The sequence below is a fragment of the Marinilabilia salmonicolor JCM 21150 genome, from assembly GCF_000259075.1.
GTDB classification, from domain to species: Bacteria; Bacteroidota; Bacteroidia; order Bacteroidales; family Marinilabiliaceae; genus Marinilabilia; species Marinilabilia salmonicolor.
Genome location: NZ_AJKI01000031.1, coordinates 166,108 through 183,673, shown reverse-complemented (window position 1 = coordinate 183,673; position 17,566 = coordinate 166,108). Strand labels below are relative to the sequence as shown.

At 45.1% G+C, this 17,566-nt stretch carries 16 protein-coding genes; 3 read left to right on the top strand and 13 right to left on the bottom strand.

Annotated elements, in window-relative coordinates; translation table 11 throughout:
• Positions 1-81: 81 nt before the first annotated feature.
• Entirely contained in the window at positions 82-1,146 is a 1,065-nt protein-coding gene (locus W7W_RS0115215; RefSeq protein ID WP_010664561.1) for a PorP/SprF family type IX secretion system membrane protein, read from the top strand.
• Positions 1,147-1,451: 305 nt separating this feature from the next.
• On the opposite strand, the gene W7W_RS0115210 is transcribed toward W7W_RS0115215, so the two are convergent.
• The 6 genes from W7W_RS0115210 to W7W_RS0115175 all read right to left on the bottom strand — a co-directional run bounded on the left by W7W_RS0115210 (position 1,452) and on the right by W7W_RS0115175 (position 9,014).
• Complete coding sequence (locus W7W_RS0115210; RefSeq protein ID WP_010664560.1) at positions 1,452-2,744, bottom strand: glycosyltransferase; 1,293 nt, start codon at positions 2,742-2,744, stop codon at positions 1,452-1,454.
• Between the two features lie 17 nt (positions 2,745-2,761).
• Positions 2,762-3,373, bottom strand: a complete 612-nt coding sequence (locus W7W_RS0115205) for an OmpH family outer membrane protein (protein WP_010664559.1) — start codon at positions 3,371-3,373, stop codon at positions 2,762-2,764.
• Positions 3,374-3,486: 113 nt separating this feature from the next.
• The gene (locus W7W_RS0115195) at positions 3,487-3,807 is read right to left on the bottom strand and encodes a hypothetical protein (protein ID WP_010664558.1); all 321 of its coding nucleotides are present in this window, start codon (positions 3,805-3,807) and stop codon (positions 3,487-3,489) included.
• A 3-nt stretch (positions 3,808-3,810) separates the two neighbouring features.
• Complete coding sequence (locus W7W_RS0115190; protein WP_010664557.1) at positions 3,811-4,119, bottom strand: FtsB family cell division protein; 309 nt, start codon at positions 4,117-4,119, stop codon at positions 3,811-3,813.
• A 286-nt stretch (positions 4,120-4,405) separates the two neighbouring features.
• Entirely contained in the window at positions 4,406-6,037 is a 1,632-nt protein-coding gene (gene pruA / locus W7W_RS0115185) for an L-glutamate gamma-semialdehyde dehydrogenase (protein ID WP_010664556.1), read from the bottom strand.
• Positions 6,038-6,539: 502 nt separating this feature from the next.
• On the bottom strand, positions 6,540-9,014 hold the full coding sequence (locus W7W_RS0115175) for an alpha-ketoacid dehydrogenase subunit alpha/beta (RefSeq protein WP_010664555.1): 2,475 nt from the start codon (positions 9,012-9,014) through the stop codon (positions 6,540-6,542).
• A 362-nt stretch (positions 9,015-9,376) separates the two neighbouring features.
• Between W7W_RS0115175 and W7W_RS0115170 the strand changes: the two genes are divergently transcribed.
• Both W7W_RS0115170 and W7W_RS23725 read left to right on the top strand, forming a co-directional pair.
• The gene (locus tag W7W_RS0115170) at positions 9,377-9,592 is read left to right on the top strand and encodes a hypothetical protein (RefSeq protein WP_010664554.1); all 216 of its coding nucleotides are present in this window, start codon (positions 9,377-9,379) and stop codon (positions 9,590-9,592) included.
• Between the two features lie 135 nt (positions 9,593-9,727).
• A complete protein-coding gene (locus W7W_RS23725) occupies positions 9,728-9,901 on the top strand; it encodes a hypothetical protein (RefSeq protein ID WP_169315027.1) in 174 nt (57 codons plus the stop codon).
• A 187-nt stretch (positions 9,902-10,088) separates the two neighbouring features.
• On the opposite strand, the gene W7W_RS0115165 is transcribed toward W7W_RS23725, so the two are convergent.
• From W7W_RS0115165 to W7W_RS0115125, 7 genes are all read right to left on the bottom strand, one after another.
• Positions 10,089-11,099 (bottom strand): FAD:protein FMN transferase, encoded by a 1,011-nt coding sequence (locus tag W7W_RS0115165; protein WP_025006722.1) that lies wholly within the window; start codon positions 11,097-11,099, stop codon positions 10,089-10,091.
• A gap of 534 nt (positions 11,100-11,633) precedes the next feature.
• Positions 11,634-12,893: an NADH:ubiquinone reductase (Na(+)-transporting) subunit F gene (nqrF, locus tag W7W_RS0115150; RefSeq protein WP_010664552.1), complete on the bottom strand. Its 1,260-nt coding sequence runs from the start codon at positions 12,891-12,893 to the stop codon at positions 11,634-11,636.
• Positions 12,894-12,908: 15 nt separating this feature from the next.
• Positions 12,909-13,526, bottom strand: a complete 618-nt coding sequence (gene nqrE, locus W7W_RS0115145; protein ID WP_010664551.1) for an NADH:ubiquinone reductase (Na(+)-transporting) subunit E — start codon at positions 13,524-13,526, stop codon at positions 12,909-12,911.
• An 82-nt stretch (positions 13,527-13,608) separates the two neighbouring features.
• Entirely contained in the window at positions 13,609-14,271 is a 663-nt protein-coding gene (locus tag W7W_RS0115140; protein WP_010664550.1) for an NADH:ubiquinone reductase (Na(+)-transporting) subunit D, read from the bottom strand.
• A 12-nt stretch (positions 14,272-14,283) separates the two neighbouring features.
• Positions 14,284-14,985: an NADH:ubiquinone reductase (Na(+)-transporting) subunit C gene (nqrC, locus tag W7W_RS0115135; protein WP_010664549.1), complete on the bottom strand. Its 702-nt coding sequence runs from the start codon at positions 14,983-14,985 to the stop codon at positions 14,284-14,286.
• A gap of 11 nt (positions 14,986-14,996) precedes the next feature.
• Positions 14,997-16,157 (bottom strand): NADH:ubiquinone reductase (Na(+)-transporting) subunit B, encoded by a 1,161-nt coding sequence (locus W7W_RS0115130; protein ID WP_010664548.1) that lies wholly within the window; start codon positions 16,155-16,157, stop codon positions 14,997-14,999.
• Between the two features lie 40 nt (positions 16,158-16,197).
• On the bottom strand, positions 16,198-17,547 hold the full coding sequence (locus W7W_RS0115125; protein WP_010664547.1) for a Na(+)-translocating NADH-quinone reductase subunit A: 1,350 nt from the start codon (positions 17,545-17,547) through the stop codon (positions 16,198-16,200).
• Between the last annotated feature and the right edge of the window lie 19 nt (positions 17,548-17,566).

The window sequence follows — 17,566 nt, the reverse complement described above, 5'->3', positions numbered from 1 at the left end:
TTAGGAGACTGGAATATTTAGAATTCGACATATTCTCAACCTCAATCTTAACCTCAGCCGCATATTGTAAAAGTTGAATGAATGATTAGAGCATTGAAACATATTATCCTTTTGTGTGGTTTGTGGGGAATGATTAGTGGGCCTGCCAAGGCGCAGGATCCTACTTTTTCCCAGGTCTATGCCAATCCGGTCTATTTGAGTCCCTCTTTTACGGGACTCACCAATGGTAGCCGGGTTTCACTGGCCTACAGGGATCAGTGGCCCGGAATACCCAATACCTATCGGACACTCTCCTTTGCAGCCGATCATTTTTTCGAAGATTACAATAGCGGACTCGGTCTTGTATTTGTTCGGGATGATCAGGGAAGTGGGCAGTTGGTGACTCAGAATCTTGGCTTGGTGTATGCTTACGAGTTTCCCATTACAAGGGAGATTTATGCCCGGCCGGGACTGAATTTTAAATATTTTGAACGGAAAATTGATCCCTCGTCTCTTCTTTGGGGTGATCAGATCGGGCCTGAAGGAGATATCCTTGCAAGCGCTTTGGGCGATTTTGAAGCCGAGAGTTACCGCAAAATTGATGCTTCTGCTTCGGCCATGATCTACAGTGACGACTTTTGGGTTGGTACCGTAGTGGATCATCTGGTGAAAAGTGATATTGGTTTTACAGATGTGGAATCATCCCTTCCTATCAGGACGACTTTTTACGGAGGTGGAAAATACCGTTTCCGGCCCCGTACAAGGAATCAGGATGAGGTGGCAGGAACCCTTGCTTTTATGTACCGTAAACAACAGGATTTTCAACAATTGGACCTGGGAACCTATTGGTACATCAACCCTTTTGAACTGGGATTGTGGTATCGGGGTATTCCTGTAATGGAAAGTGAAGGACTGACCAACAATGATGCACTGATTTTTATTTTAGGGTTTAATATCGGGCAGGTAAGATTGGCCTATAGTTACGATATGACTCTTTCCAATCTTGCAGGATACAGTGGGGGTGCCAATGAATTCTCCCTTGTTTGGCGCTTTTCTACATCCGGATTTAATGATTCACCAAGAGGAGCCATTCCTTGTACGGAACCTGGAAATGACTGGATGGGGAATAAATCCCAGAGCCGAAGAGGACGAAGAACCATTTTTTAGTACGCTAATTTCTAATCGCCTAAAAAGTTAAGGTGAGATTTCCCTCCGAAGGGGTGTTCTTTACCATTGGGGATAAAAATCAGATTTATTTCTTCCTGTTTAAATAGGAATAGCCCCGGATGGGGCGGCAGTTTGGTAGAGGTAGAAGGTTTATTCAAGCCAAACGAAATAAAGCCCCGGCAGGGGTGATACGTTCAATTTACACATGATGTGTTTTTTGTGGGATTTTAAATGCGCAATCGTGCGTCTCTGCGGTATGGAACTCGACCCTCAACTGTCGACCCTCAACTCTCAACCCTCAACTCTCAACCCCCGTCCCCTTTCTCCATTCTCCTATAGGCTGTCAACAACTCTTTTTCATCCAGAATATCTGATAAATCTGTATCGGTGGTTTCGATGGTGGCAATAGCAGCCTCAAAAAGGTCGGATTTGGCGTAAAAATGCTCGTGGGCATAGTTGAGGTATCTGATAATCGTAAAGGCATTGAAAGTGCCAAAAAATCGCTTTAAAAACGTTTTTTTATTGCTGCTGTTTTGTTGGATGATACGCAACTCTTTTTCAAAGTTGGAATTCAGCAAATAACTTCTGAGCGGACCGGTAAGTTGATAGGTCCAGTCCTCAAATTCTTCAGGAGGAAGTGCTTCCAGTTCCGGGGCAAGCAAAAAGAAGGTTTTAAGATCGTTAAATGCCTGTGGATTATATGTTGTTCCTTGCTTTTGTGTCCCTTGCAAATGATTTTTCACACTTGCCCCTGTGCCGAAAATAACCCTGTCAGAAGGTCGGGGAGAGGGGTAAACAGTTGTTGTATTGAGTTCGTCGAATCCTCCCAGGGGTATGAGTTTTTGTAGCAGATAGAAATCTTCGCCGGCCTGTTTCTTAGGCATTCCTCCTACACGTGCATAATTGATTGCTCTGAAAGCCATACAGGATCCAACGGTATGGTATGCATAAGGGAATCGGGTCTGCTTAAGTGCGAGAAGATAATATCTGAGGTGTAATTCGTAAAGGGTGATGGCCTCGTACACTTCATCCGGAAAGTTTTCACCCTCCAGGGGGTGTTCAAAATAGATAGAGGCACCGGCATGGTGACTGTTGGAAAACCACTCTTCGATGGCAGTGAAGTAATTGCCGGCAACCGGGCTGTCCGCATCCAGACAGGCAAGTACTCCATCGGGGGTTTCGATGTTGTGAAACCGTCTTGCTGCTTCGTCCAGACCTGTCTTTCTTGCCAGACCGGCACCAAAATGTTTTTTTCTCAGGTCGTACGCTTCCAGTGCAAACAGGTCGAGCCATCGTGGGCAGGCATCGGTACGCGCAAGATCTCTGATTCGGGCAGCACACGCCTTTTGTTCACCAACAACAGCCGGCAGTTCGTCTTCAGGGGCGTTTAAAACAACAATAACCTCCACCCGAAAGGATGGAGGTTCACATGAAAACAATGATTTTAATGTGGTAAAAATGAGTTCATCCTCGCGATAAGCCGGAATAACGACAATCAATCCGGTTTTTGCATCCGCAGGTTTATCGATGCGGTATGGAGGATTATGTTTTTCCAGGTAATTCTCTAACAGAATCGCCGGATCTTTCTTCCTGGTCATATTGGTGGTGACCTGTTTTATTTTTCCTCTTTAGAACTTTCGTAGCGTTTGTTAAGTTGCTCAACAACAGCATCGGTTATGTTCAGTGCTTTGTTGGCAAAAAGAACATTGTCGCCCATGGTGTTGCTTAAAACCAGTTTGTAAGGATGCTTTTTGGTGTATTCTTCCAAAAATCCGGTAATGGTGTCACGCAATTCCCTGTTCATCTGGTTTTGCTGACGCATCAGGTTGTTCGACATCTGATTGTTGAGTTCCTGAAGTTCCTGCTCCTTTTGGCGCAATCTTCTTTCCTCGTTTTGTGCTCTTTCCAGACTAAGGAATCCGTTGTTCTGAACCTTTCGCTGAAAAGACCTCATATCGTCCTGAAATACCCTCAGTCGCTCGTTGAAATCAGCTCTGGATGATTCTTCTTCGGTTAAAAGTTCTTCGTTCAGGAAACGGGCATATTCGTAGTTTATTAACAAAGAATCGGTATTAATGTAGGCTATGGGATAGTCTTGTACCTCTTCTCTTGAATCTTGCTGGTTGGCCTCTTCCTTTTTTTCTGAACCATCGGAGAGTACAATGATAAACAACGCAGCTACAGCCACAAGCAGTACTGCATTAAGAACGAGTGATAAGTTTTTCATATCTCAGAAAATGATGTTTAATTTTTTATTGATGAGGACAAATATAACTGTATTGTTAAAATATAAAAAAGTTCTTTGTTTATTTTCCATGGGAAACCGCATACGAATGATGATCAGACAATTTTTCTGAAGCTGACGTATCCGTCCAAAATTGCTGAGAGGGCGATGAAAATAATCCAGTAATCTTTTTTGAAATAGATGGCCCAAATGGCAGCGGCAAGGAATACGGCACTTAGCATTAGAATTCCGTTGATCCTTTTGCGGTGTGAAGAAGCAATGATGAAATTATAGGTTCTGATGCCTAAAACAGGAATCAGCCCAATGGCGAAAACCCAAACTGCTGCAGGCATTTCAATAATATGCATCACGATGCCTGCAAGAATAAGTGCCATTCCGGCATAATACAATCCGCTTAATAAACGGTAAAATCCCATAGTTTACTCCTTTTCGGTGACCACAAAAATATCCTCATCCGGTTTTTTCATGAGATATTGTTCGCGGGCAAATTTTTCCAGATTATCCGGATTGCTTTGTAATTCCTCTATCCTCCGGGTGTTGTCAGTAATTTCATTCCGGTAATGTATTTTCTGTTTTTCCAGTTCATCAATGCGACCCGAGAGCTCATGACGTTCTACCAGATTATTCTGATCAAAAAATCCAACCCAGATGATGAAAGCCAGAAAGGTAATTACGTAGCGATTACGCAACAGGGGTAAGCTCAATCTTAAGATGTCTTTGAGTCCCATCTTTCTGACGTTTTTGATTCCTCACAAAAGTAATTATTTCGACTGATTTTACAAGGCTGATTGGTTCATAAAACAGTCATTCCAAAAGCGAGGCTTTTTCTTTTAAAGGAATACCTGATGTTGTTGCGTTTTTAAAAGGCCGAAGGTCTTTAAGCACCAGCATGGGGCAACGCCCTATGGCCCATAGAGCCCTGAAGGGGCGAAAGCCTTTTAAGAATAATACGGGGCTGTTCTTTTGGCGAACAACCCCGAAAAATGAGAAAAAACGTAATTTGCACAACTTGTGTTACTCCTCCGCCATAAATGGATATTTAAAATCTTTCGGAGGCACGAAATTTTCTTTAATGGTTCTCGGAGAAACCCAGCGCATCATATTTAGTAATGATCCTGCTTTGTCGTTGGTTCCTGACCCTCTGGCGCCACCAAATGGTTGTTGTCCCACAACAGCTCCGGTCGGTTTGTCGTTGATGTAAAAGTTGCCGGCTGCATTGACCAAGCGTTTGGCTGTTTTTTCAATGACGTAACGGTCCTTTGCAAAAACAGCACCTGTCAGACCATAAATGGAGGATTTGTCCAGGACATCAAGTGTCTCATCGTATTTCAGATCATCATAAACGTAAATGGTCAGAACGGGTCCAAAAAGCTCTTCCTCCATGGTTCTGTAATGCGGGTTGGTGGTCTGGATAATCGTTGGTTCTATGAAAAATCCTACCGATTTGTCACAACCTCCGCCGGCAATGATTTTTGCCTCCGGATGCTGTTCCGCCTCTTTGATAACGCTTTCCAGTTTGTCGAAGGAGGGTTCGTCGATGACGGCGTTCATGAAATTGCTGAAATTTTCCGGAGGTCCCATCTTGAGCTCTGCCAGCTGTGACTGAACCTCTTTGTTGATTTCTTCCCATCTGCTGGCCGGCATATAAGCCCTTGATGCAGCTGAGCATTTTTGTCCCTGGTACTCAAAAGCTCCCCGTACAATGGCGGTGGCAACTTCCTGAGCGTTGCATGATTTGTGGGCAATAATAAAATCTTTTCCGCCTGTTTCGCCGACTATGCGAGGATACGTTTTGTACCGGTGGATGTTTTCTCCGATTGTTTTCCAGATAGACTGGAACACCTCGGTGGAACCGGTGAAGTGAAACCCTGCAAAATCGGGGTGATCAAATACTTCCCGGGCGACTACGGGGCCGCTGGCAAATATGAGGTTGATGACTCCGTCGGGAAGGCCTGCCTCCCTGAAAATTTCCATGATGATGTGTGCCGAGTATACGGCGGTCTTGGAGGGCTTCCAGACTACCACGTTACCCATTATGGCCGGAGCTGAGGGCAGGTTTCCGGCAATGGAGGTGAAGTTGAACGGGGTAAGGGCAAACACGAACCCTTCCAGAGGCCGGTATTCCAGTCTGTTCCAGATGTCTTTTGCCGAAGTGGGCTGATCACTGTAAATCTGGGTCATGTATTGTACATTGAAACGCAAAAAGTCGGCAAACTCGCAGGCACTGTCTATTTCAGCCTGAAAAGCGGTCTTGGATTGCCCGAGCATGGTGGCAGCATTTATTTTCTGGCGGTAGGGACCGGCCAAAAGATCTGCTGCTTTTAGAAATATAGACGCCCGATGTTCCCAACTCATCTCTGCCCATTTGGAGCGGGCTTTGAGTGCGGCATCAATGGCCTGATGTACATGGGCTTCATCTCCCTGGTGATAATGTCCGAGACAATGTTTTATTTCATGGGGTGGGTGGATGGAGACTTTCTTCCCGGTTCTGATTTCTTCTCCGCCTATAATCATCGGAATGTCCATCTCTACGGAACGATAGGCTTTAAGTTGTTTCTTGAGTTCTGAACGTTCCGGTGTTCCGGGGGCATAACTCAGAACCGGTTCGTTTTTGGCAGGGGGTACCTGAAATACTCCTTTTGGCATAGCACTTGGTTTTTTTAGGTGTAACAAATCGCAGATTGCAGGGTCTGCTCTTTACAAATCTAACCAATTATCATGCTGTTAGGAATGAAAAATGTCAGGGTTTTGCGTGTTAAGGGAAAAGGTATGGGGCAAAGAGCATGGAGCCGGGCAAAGAGCATTGACATGGCAAAGAGCAGGGGGCATGGTGCATAGAGCAACATGGGCATCAGCTCAGTCACTCCCGCCGGGGCTTTTCTTTTTATCCTGTCTTATATCTATGGCTACCATATTGTCGCTCCGCTCCGGGGGCTGGTGCAAATACATTGATGAATTTGAATAAAGAGATTTGCTTTACCATGGGAGATAAACAAATCACATTTGGTTTTTTCTAATTTGGAATAGCCCCAGCGGGGCGGTAGTTTGGTAGCAAAAGGTTTGTTCAAGACAAGCGAAATAAGCCCCGGATGGGTGACACTCAAAACCCAGAACCCAAAACCCAGAACTCAAAACTCAAACCCCAACCCTAATAAATCGACGAAAATTTATCCGGATATGCTTCGCCCATAATAGCATAAACCGCGTCATAAACATCTTCTGCATTGGGGTTACTGAAGTAATCTCCGTCCGTCCCATAAGCCGGTCTGTGATCCTTTGCGGTAATGGTAACGGGTTTGTGATCCAAATAGTAGAAACCTCCCTGTTCTTCAATGACTTTTTGCATCATGTAAGCCGTGGCACCTCCGGGTACATCTTCATCGAAAAAGACGATTCGGTTGGTCTTTTTCAACGATTCCAGAATGATGCCCTGAGTGTCGAAAGGCAGTAGTGTCTGGATGTCTATGAGTTCCACAGAAATGCCGGCATCGTTGAGTTGAGAAATGGCATCTGCTGCAATCCGAACGCAGGATCCATAGGTAACCAGTGTGACATCAGTGCCTTCTGTAATGATTTCCGGTATGCCAAGCGGAATCCGGAATTCACCCCAGTTAGAGGGCTGCTTTTCACGAATTCGGTAACCGTTGAGGGGTTCAATGACCAGCGCAGGATCTTCGCCTTCAAGGATGGTGTTATACATTCCCGCAGCTCTTGTCATATCGCGTGGAACACAGACATGTATTCCACGAATGCTATTTATGACCATGCTCAACGGGGAACCTGAATGCCAGATGCCTTCGAGCCTGTGTCCGCGGGTTCTGACGATGACAGGAGCTTTTTGACCTCCTTTGGTGCGATAGTGGGTGGATGCCAGGTCATCGCTGAGCGTGTGTAGCGTATATAATAAATAATCGAAATACTGAATTTCTGCAATGGGGCGCAGGCCTCTCAGTGCTAATCCGATACCTTCTCCAACAATGGTGGCTTCATGAATTCCGGTGTCGCGAACGCGCCATTCTCCGTATTTTGACTGGAGACCTTCCAGGGTCTGATTTACTCCTCCTAGTTTTCCGGTGTCTTCTCCCAGCGTCAGTACTCTTGGGTTATTGGCAAAAACAGCATTAAAATTATCCCTGATGATCTCCCGTCCGGGTACTCTGGGAGCATCATCGGCATATTGGGGCGCTACGGGAGCTACTTTCAGTGGCGATTTGTCTGATTCGTCGTAGAGAAAGAGATTGTATTTCTCTTTTCCACTTTCGTAGTAGTTGTGTACCCATTTTCTGAGACTGTCTTTCAGTCCCCCGGGCTTATCACACGAGACACACACATGGCGAAGAATTTTTCTTGCCGAACTGAGAATCTCTTTTCGATTGAGATTGACGGTATTTTTGAGACCGGAAACAATCTTTTTGATTTCGTCTTCCCGTGCTGCATCGCAGATGCAGTGCTTTAGTTCGACGATGTCAATGAGTTCCTGCCTCTCCTGTTTGATGGGTGCCAGGTAACCTGCATAAGTTGATTTTTGGGCATCGACGGCCTCTTTCCGGGCCTCTTCTTCCACCTGATCAAGGGCGGATTCATCGGCCAGTCCTTTATCCAGCATCCAGTCTCGCATCTGAACCAGGCAATCTTTTTCTTTTTCCCATTTGAGCCTCTCCTCCGATTTGTATCGTTCATGTGATCCGGAGGTGGAGTGTCCTGTGGGCTGGGTTAGTTCTTTGATGTGAAAAAGTACCGGAACATGGTCTTTGCGACATTTTTGAATGCCGTCCTCGTATATCTGGCATAAGGTTGCATAGTCCCAGCCGAAAGCTTCATATATAAGAATGCCGGATTGGTCTCTTCTTCCTTTTTCCAACCCTTTTAAGGCTTTTGATATACTTGCTTTGGTGGTTTGTTTTTCCACGGGAACTGAAATCCCGTATCCGTCATCCCACACCGATACAGCCATGGGAATCTGGAGGACAGATGCAGCATTGAGTGTTTCGAAGAAGAGTCCTTCGGAGGTGCTGGCATCACCAATAGTTCCAAAGGCTACTTCGTTGCCGTTGTTGCTGAACTGTCTGAGCTCCGAAAGTTCTTTTTGTTCCCTGTAAAGCTTGGATGCAAGTGCCAGACCTGTGAGTCGTGGCATCTGTCCGGCAGTGGGACTAATATCTGAGGAGGTATTTTTACTTTTTGTCTGGTCAATCCATTGGTTGTTGGTGTCAATCAGTCTGGTTCCAAAATGATTGTTCATGGAGCGGCCCCCATTGTCGGGATTCAGATCCGTGCGTGTTTCTCCGTAAAGCATGGCAAAAAACTTCTCCGGGGTGGTCATGCCGGTAGCCAGCATAAAGGTCTGATCCCGGTAATAGCCCGATCTCCAGTCCCCATTCCGGAACTGTTTGGCCATGGCTATCTGAGCCACCTCTTTTCCGTCGCCGAAAATTCCGAATTTTGCTTTCCCGTTTAATACTTCGCGGCGGGCCAGTACACTCATTTGCCGACTTAGGTGAGCCAGTCGGTAGTCGTTAAGTACCTCTTTTCTGAACTCTTCAAATTTGAGGGCTTCATTACTGGCCTTAGGCTGTGAATCGTTGCTGATAGTTTCTTCCGTTTTTTGTTTACTTGTCATCATTGCGCTACAATTGTGTCGGTTAAGCTCTCCATAAGCATCCAACGAGGCAAAGTTAGGTTTTTTATTGAAGGTTGAGTGTCCTACGAAAAGTAAGAATTTCGTCAACTTCAAGGTTTGAGCCGGAGTTATTGATTGATCAGGACGACTCAAAAAAACTTCAGGGTGTGTAATGGTGGTTCTGCTATGGCTGAAAATCCGTTAAAAAGGTTATTACACACCCTAAGGCAACGAAGAAGTTGGCGAAATCGTACTCTTCGGAGTGGGCTCAAGTTTATTGGTTGCAATACTCAAACATAAAGGGGGGCAGGAATGTTTACCCTGCTTCATTTTTTGTATCTTTGTTGCTCTTAAAATGATTGACAATGATACTGAAACTGCTTCTGATTACGATAGTTTTGATGGCCGGGATAACTGCTTTGTTGGGGATTCGTATTCTCATTCAGAAAGGGGGTAAATTTCCGAATACGCACATCGGGGGAAACCGGAATATGGCTAAGCGCGGGATATACTGTGCCAATACCCAGCATAAAATTGCCAGTAAAGACAAAAGACATATTTTGAAAGATACTTTGAGTTAAATCTAATTCCTGTTTATTGGATTTGAGCCGGGTCTGTAAATTGAAGAGCAAAGGTGTTGAAATAATAACAGGATATTTGCATCCGAAACTCAAAATATTTATCTTTGTAGAAGAAACGAATGAGGAGGATTTTTTATGAGTAATATTTTAATAGTGATAGGACTGGCCATACTTTTTGTAGGCCTGGCGTTTGCAGGTCTTGCAATTAAGAGTTTTTTCAAAAAGGATGCAACTCTGCGGACCTGTAGTGGAGGTTCATGTGGTTGCCACTCTTCGGCAGACAGTTGTCAGACTGAAGTGGCCGGTTAGTAGATATGTCTGATAATGAGCAAAAAAGAGAGGCTGTCCAAAAAGTCAAAATTTAATGTCATTCTAAGTGCCTGCCCCAATAAAGTTTTTGGGAATAATGGGAATATGACAGATGTTGCTCGTCCCCGTAGGGGTGGAATTTGAATAACCCCGGGTTATCGACCTTGGGGTGCCTTTCGGGTAAGCCCTAATTAGTAATGTATTTGTCGAAACCATCGGTCAGAGAAACTTCCATTCCATCTTCGGTGCTGTATATGAAGCACCCTGCCATTTCCGGATGTTTTTTCATCAATTCCATGCTTTTTTCAACTCCCAGAACCATACATGCGGTGGCATAGGCATCTGCGGTCATGCAATCGTCAGCAATCACCGAGGCGCTTAACAGTGAGTGTTCCACCGGCATACCTGATATGGGATCGATGGTATGGGCATATTTTTTTCCGGTTTTCTCGTCGATGTAAAATTGACGATAATTGCCACTGGTAGCCAGCGCTTTCCCAGATAACTTAAGGATGAATTGCAATTCTCTGTTGGATGCCACGGGGTCATCAATGGGTTTGTCAATGCCAACTTTCCAGTGTTCATCTCTTGAGTTTTCTCCGCGGCAAACAATTTCTCCACCAATTTCTACCAGAAAATTTTTACATCCGTAATCTGAGAGTATTTGTGCAGCCACATCCACACCGTACCCTTTGGCAATGGCCGAGGCATCCATCATGATTTCCGGGCGACTCTTCAACACAGAATCATCGGTGAGTTTTAAATTATTCATTCCTACGAGTTGCTTTAGAGCTTTAACTTTCTCAGGAGTCATCTCTTCTTTATTGGTAAATCCGAATCCCCAGGCATTGACAAGAGGGGCTACCGTCATGTCAAACGCCCCTCCGGTGGCCGCACTTATTGTTCTTCCTGCTTCAAAAACTTTTCGGAAATGTGGATCAGTTGGAGTGCCTTTTTTCGACTGATTGAGAAGCGAAATTACTGAGGTGCTGTCGTAGGTCGAAAGTGATTTGTTAACTGATCTGAGGGCTTGTAATACCTCCTGATGAAGGTCTTCCCCTCCAGGACTTTCATAAATGATATGATAATAGGTGCCAAAAACCTCCCCCTGGTTTTTTATCCAGGTTGATTTATTACAGCCTGAAATCAGGAGGAGGACTGAAAACAATAATGCTGTAGTTGTTTTTACTTGCTTCATTTCTTTCTCAAATAATTTGTGCAAAAATAGAACAATTATTTTCTAACCTACCTTGTGCATAAAACAATATGGCAGGCAATACGGAAACAGGCTGAAAGCCTGAAAGCAATAGCCCAGGGCAACGTCCTGGGGTTGGGTGGAAATTTTCCGGAGGATGCCTGTTTTTAACCGGTAGTTGACCATTGCAACAAATCATTTTTGAATGATAAAGGTTCAACACCGGTTTCCGGATAAAGAAAGAAATCGCATCTTGATTTCTAACTTTTGGAAATTAAACGGTGAAACAATTGCCGGTTGGCATCTAACCTGCTTAATTCATAAATAATTTATTCCGATGTCCAACTACCTGCGAAATACAACCGTCCTCAATAAACTGGATTTGAAAATAATCAATTATTCCCTTCGTCCATTTTATTTGCGGTTGATTGTATTTCTTGATATTTGAACATCTCATTACAATAATTCATGAATAAAGCAGGCTAAAGTATCACCATAAAAAAACCCCGTCTGTTATGACGGGGCTTATTTTATGGTTTACGATCCGAAATCATCGAATGCAATCATTTCGTCGGGGACACCGAGATCGTACAGCATCTTTTGAACTGCTGCATTCATCATCGGAGGTCCGCAGAGGTAATATTCTATCTCTTCGGGTTCATCATGTTTGCTCAGATACTCTTCAAAGATTACCGAGTGGATGAATCCGGTTGAACCTTCCCAGTTGTCTTCCGGCAGTGGCTCGGAAAGCGCAATGGTGAAATCGAAATTGTCAAAACCCTTTTCGATTTCGCGGAAATCTTCTTCATAGAAAATCTCGCGCTTGGAACGGGCACCATACCAGAAAGTCGCTTTACGGTCGGTTTTTTCTGTGTGGAAGAGGTGGAAGATATGCGAACGCATGGGAGCCATTCCTGCTCCACCACCAATAAACATCATCTCGCGGTTGGTGTCTTTAATAAAGAATTCTCCGTAAGGACCTGAAATGGTTACTTTGTCACCCTTCTTGCGGGAGAAGATGAATGAAGAACAAACACCGGGGTTGATCTTCTGGAATCCACCGTTAACTCTGTCGAAAGGAGGTGTGGCGATACGGATGTTCAACATGATGATGTTGTTCTCGGCCGGATGGTTGGCCATAGAATAAGCACGGAATGTTGGTTCCGGGTTTTTCATTTTCAGATCAAACATGTTGAATTTTTCCCAGTCACCACGGAAATCTTCTTCCACTTCGATGTCTTTGAAGTCCACTTCGATTTTGGGAACATCAATCTGAATATAACCACCTGATTTGAAGTCGAGGGTTTCGCCTTCGGGCAGTTGTACCACAAACTCCTTGATGAAAGTCGCCACGTTCTTGTTGGAAACAACGGTACATTCCCATTTCTTGATACCGAGGATTTCCTGCGGAATTTCCATCTTGATATTGTCTTTTACCTTTACCTGACAAGCCAGGCGCCAGTCGGCTGCTTGTTCTTTGCGGGTAAAATATCCGGTTTCGGTAGGCAGAATCGAACCTGCTCCATCGTGTACCTGACAACGGCACATGGCGCATGTACCACCACCTCCACAAGCAGAGGGTAAAAATATTTTGTTGCTGCCCAATGCCGAAAGAAGGGTCTGACCACTTTCTACTTCCAGTTCTTTTTCACCTTCATTGATGTTGATGGTTACTTTCCCTGATGGGGTCAGTTTTTTCTTGGCATAAAGCAGTATCGATACCAGCAGAATAATTACCGTAAGGAATACCACGGCGCTGGTGATGATTACCGGGATTGAAATTGCTAATATGTTCATTTTCGAGTGCTCTTTTTAAAGTTGAATACCCATGAAACTCATAAATGCGATACCCATCAGTCCGGTGATGATAAAGGTGATTCCTAAACCACGCAACGGAGCCGGAACATCGGAATATTTAATTTTTTCACGTATGGCTGCGATACCTACAATGGCCAGTAGCCAGCCAATGCCTGAACCAAGCCCGAATACCGAGGCTTCCCCGATGTTGGCATAGTCCCGTTCCTGCATGAACAGGGATCCTCCAAGAATGGCGCAGTTTACGGCAATCAGGGGAAGGAAGATTCCCAATGAGGTATAAAGAGTGGGGGCAAATTTCTCCACAATCATCTCCACCAGCTGTACCATGGATGCAATAACGGCGATGAACATGATGAAACTCAAAAAGCTCAGGTTGATGTCGGCAAATCCCTCGCCTAACCAACTCAAGGCACCTTCTTTTAATACGTAATTCTCCAGCAGGTAGTTGGCCGGTACGGTGATACCCAGCACAAAAACTACTGCTACCCCAAGTCCAAAGGAGGTTTTCACGGTTTTGGACACCGCAAGATAGGAACACATGCCCAGGAAGTAGGCAAAAATCATGTTCTCTATGAAAATGGACTTAACAAATATGTTTAGCAGATTTTCCATTTCTCTCTGATTATTTGTTGTTTCTAGTTTTCAGATTCCCATCAGGAAACCTGATTCGACTCTTGTTTCTCCAGGTTCTGTTTTAGCTGATGTCCACCAAATCCTTGTTTTTGGAACGCTGAACCCAGATAATGATACCAACGGTAATCAACGCCATAGGAGGCAGTATCATCAGTCCGTTGTCAACATAACCCCATTCGTAAACAATGTCGGGGACAATCTGGACTTCTCCGATGCCGGGGAATGTCAGGTTGCCTGTTCCAAAAAGCTCACGAACAAAACCAACAATTACCAGGATGAGACCATAGCCGGCAGCATTTCCGAATCCGTCGAGAACGGCAGGCCAGGGCTTGTTGCCCAGGGCAAAAGCTTCCAGGCGTCCCATGATGATACAGTTGGTGATAATCAGACCCACAAATACCGAGAGCTGCTTGCTTACTTCGTAGGCAAAAGCTTTAAGTATCTGGTCAACCAGAATTACCAGAGATGCCACCACCGTCAGCTGAACAATGATTCTGATACGCGACGGAATGGTATTTCGTAATAATGATACAATCAGATTTGAAAAAACAAGTACAAATACCACCGAGAGTGACATCACGATGGATGGTTCAAGTTTTGCAGTAACCGCCAGCGCTGAACAAATACCCAGTACCTGAACGGTAATCGGGTTTTGTGCTCCCAGCGGTGTGGTTAACAACTTCAGGTTCTTCGATGAGAACAAAGGTTCTTTCTCACTACTCATAGTTCCCTCTTTTTATTTTTTTAAAAATGCTTCGTAGCCGTTAAAGTAATCTTCCAGCATGGCGTCGAGGCCCTGGCTGGTAATAGTACCACCCGATATGGCATCCACTCCGTGCGGAGCATCGTCGGGCACACCTCCTTTTACCACATCTACAGAGACAAGGTCTCCATTGTCGAAGATGGTTTTACCCTTGAACTGTTGCTGAAAGGCGTCGGTTGAAATTTCTGCTCCCAACCCGGGTGTCTCTCCTTTATGGTCGAAAGTAGCTCCGAAAATGGTGTTTTTATCATCGTTGAGGGCGACATATCCCCAGATTGGACCCCAAAGGCCTTTTCCACGAACGGGAAGTATGTATTTTACTTCTCCGTTGTCGAGATGACACTCAAAAACGGGATATTGTCTGTCCGAAAGAGGTTTTCTAACCTCCTTGCTCAGGTCAATGTTGAAGGCAGCCTGTGGCTTAACATCCTGGCGTTCGCCTTCAAAGTTCACGATATAGACATTTTCTCCGATGTATTGCTCATATTTTTCGGCAACATTGGCGGTTGTACTTTCAATATTGACCGATTTGAGAATGTCTATCATTTTTGCCTCTTCTTCATTCTTCTTCTGAATGGGGTTGAGGGCTTCGGCAACAAACGCAAGTACCGTAGCCACTACAATTACCATTACCGAAGCATAAAGAAAAGTATATGTATTTCCTTGTCTGTCCATTTTATCAATTGTTATGCGTTTACACTTGCTCTTTTCAGACGTCGTTTAATGTTGCCTTCTACTACGAAATGGTCAATCAGCGGTGCAAATGTATTCATCAGCAGAATGGCCAGCATTACACCTTCGGGATAGGCCGGGTTGAATACCCTGATCATAATACTCAGCACTCCGATGAGGAAGCCGTAAATGTATTTCCCTCTGGTTGTGCGGGTGGCCGATACCGGATCAGTTGCCATAAATACGGCACCAAAAGCAAATCCGCCTAACACCAGCTGGTGAAGCGCAGGAATCTGCATCAGCGGGGTAGAACCAATCGCATTAAATCCGAGTGCCATCAGCAGGCCTCCGGCAAAAACTGAAAGCATGATTCGCCAGCTTCCGACACCTGTATAGATGAGAATTATTGCTCCAAGCAAAATGGCCAGCGTAGAAGTTTCTCCGATGGAACCGGGGATGAAGCCCAGAAAGCTATCCATCAGTGAGAATTTATCAACATTTCCTGTTGTAACTGCAGCTCCCAGCGCGGTGGCACCCGAATATCCGTCAACAATTCCCTCGCCACCGGTTAGTCCACTGATCCAAATAGTGTCGCCCGACATGTGTGCAGGATAAGCAAAAAAGAGAAATGCTCTTGCCAAAAGTGCGGGGTTCCAGATGTTCATACCTGTTCCTCCAAAAACCTCCTTGCCAATAATTACTGCAAAAGCAGTGGCTACAGCAACCATCCATAGCGGGATGTCCACAGGAAGTACCAGGGGAATCAGCATCCCGGAAACCAAAAACCCTTCATTGACTTCGTGTCCGCGTAACTGAGCAAAAATAAACTCAATGATCAGTCCTGTTCCGTAAGAGACCACAACAATCGGGAATACCTTTAAAAATCCGTGCAGCACCATTGGCCAGAAATCGGCCTCCTGGCCGGTGGCCAGAAAGTGCTGGTAGCCTGCGTTCCAAATGCCAAAAAGGAGTGCCGGAACCAGGGCAAGAACTACTGTTGCCATGGTGCGTTTCATATCCATGGCGTCGCGCACATGCACCCCGTTTTTGTTGGTTGTGTTGGGAACAAACAACAGGGTTTCGAATGCATCGAATGTGGAGTGCAACTTTTCAAACTTCCCGCCTTTTTCAAAGTGGGGCTTGATTTTATCTATATAATTCCGTAATGCCTTCATTCGAAAGTATTTGTTTTTTTGTTATGAAACCGGAAGGATGTTATCCCAGCTCCTTAATCATTAAATCTATTCCGTCGCGAAGAATTTTCTGCAAATTCAGTTTGGAGGTACATACAAATTCGCACAAAGCAATATCTTCTTCAGCCAGTTCATAAATTCCCAGTTGTTCCATCTTGTCGATGTCTTCAACCAGAATGGCTTTAAAAAGCTGCTCTGCCATGATGTCCATGGGCAATACTTTTTCGTACTCGCCTGAAACCACAATCGCTCTTTTGCCTCCATGCATATTGGCATTTAAGCGATACTCTTTTTTCGGATTCAGCCAGCTGAAAAAAGAGCGGGATACACTGTACTTTCCAAATCCGGGTGCTGCCCATCCCATAAACTCATATTCGTCTCCTTCGGGAATGGCTGTTAATTGAGCGTGATAAAATCCCAGATATCCGTCATCACTGATCTGTGATCCGGTAAGGACATTTCCACTGATTAGCCGGATGTTTTCGGCAGTGTTTAAGTTGTCTTTAATGAAAGGTGTGACAGCCGCCCCCAGGATGGTGCGGAAGTACGCCGGTTTCTTTATTTCCGATCCGGCCACCACGATGATTCTTTCGAAATCGGGCTTGCCGGTTACAAATAATTTGCCGATGGCTGCAACTTCCTGTGGCCGGATAGTCCAGATGACATCTCCTTTGTTCATCGGCATGGTGTGCCCAATCTGAATGCCAACATTACCTGCGGGGTGGGGGCCTTTGAAACGGTGTGTCTCAACGCCGCTGACATTGGTGTAAATTTTGGAAGCTGCATCATCATTGAGGCCGATGTGAACCTGGTCGCCCAGCTTTTTAAGAACATCAATTCCGGTCTGGAACTCTTTCTCTTTGCCCGTCATTATAAAGTCGTAGTCGGGTGCAAGAGGAGCGCTGTCAAATCCGGAAATGAAGATGGCTTTAGGTGTATCTCCTGTGCGTGCAATGATGTCGTAGGGACGCTGACGCAGGTATGGCCATGCGCCTGCTTCCAGAAGCTTTTTTACCACAGCATCGCGATCAATAGAAGCAACATCACCGATGCCGAAGTCGAGGCTCTCGTTCTGTCCGTCCGACTGAACCACCACTTCCAGTATTTTGCGGCGCTCACCGCGAATCACGGCTTTTAGCTCACCGCTAACCGGAGAAACAAACTTCACATCGGGCTGATACTTATCGTAGAAAAGTACCGAGCCTGCCTTTACTTTCTCGCCTTCCTTGATTACCATCTTTGGCACCACCCCCTGAAAGTCGGTGGGCTTAATGGCAAACAAATCGGGTAGTTGAGCCTGGCCAAAAACATTATCTGCTTTGCCTTTGAGCCGAATGTCCAACCCTTTTTTTATTTTGATTACCTCAGACATGTTTGAAAAACGGTTTTTG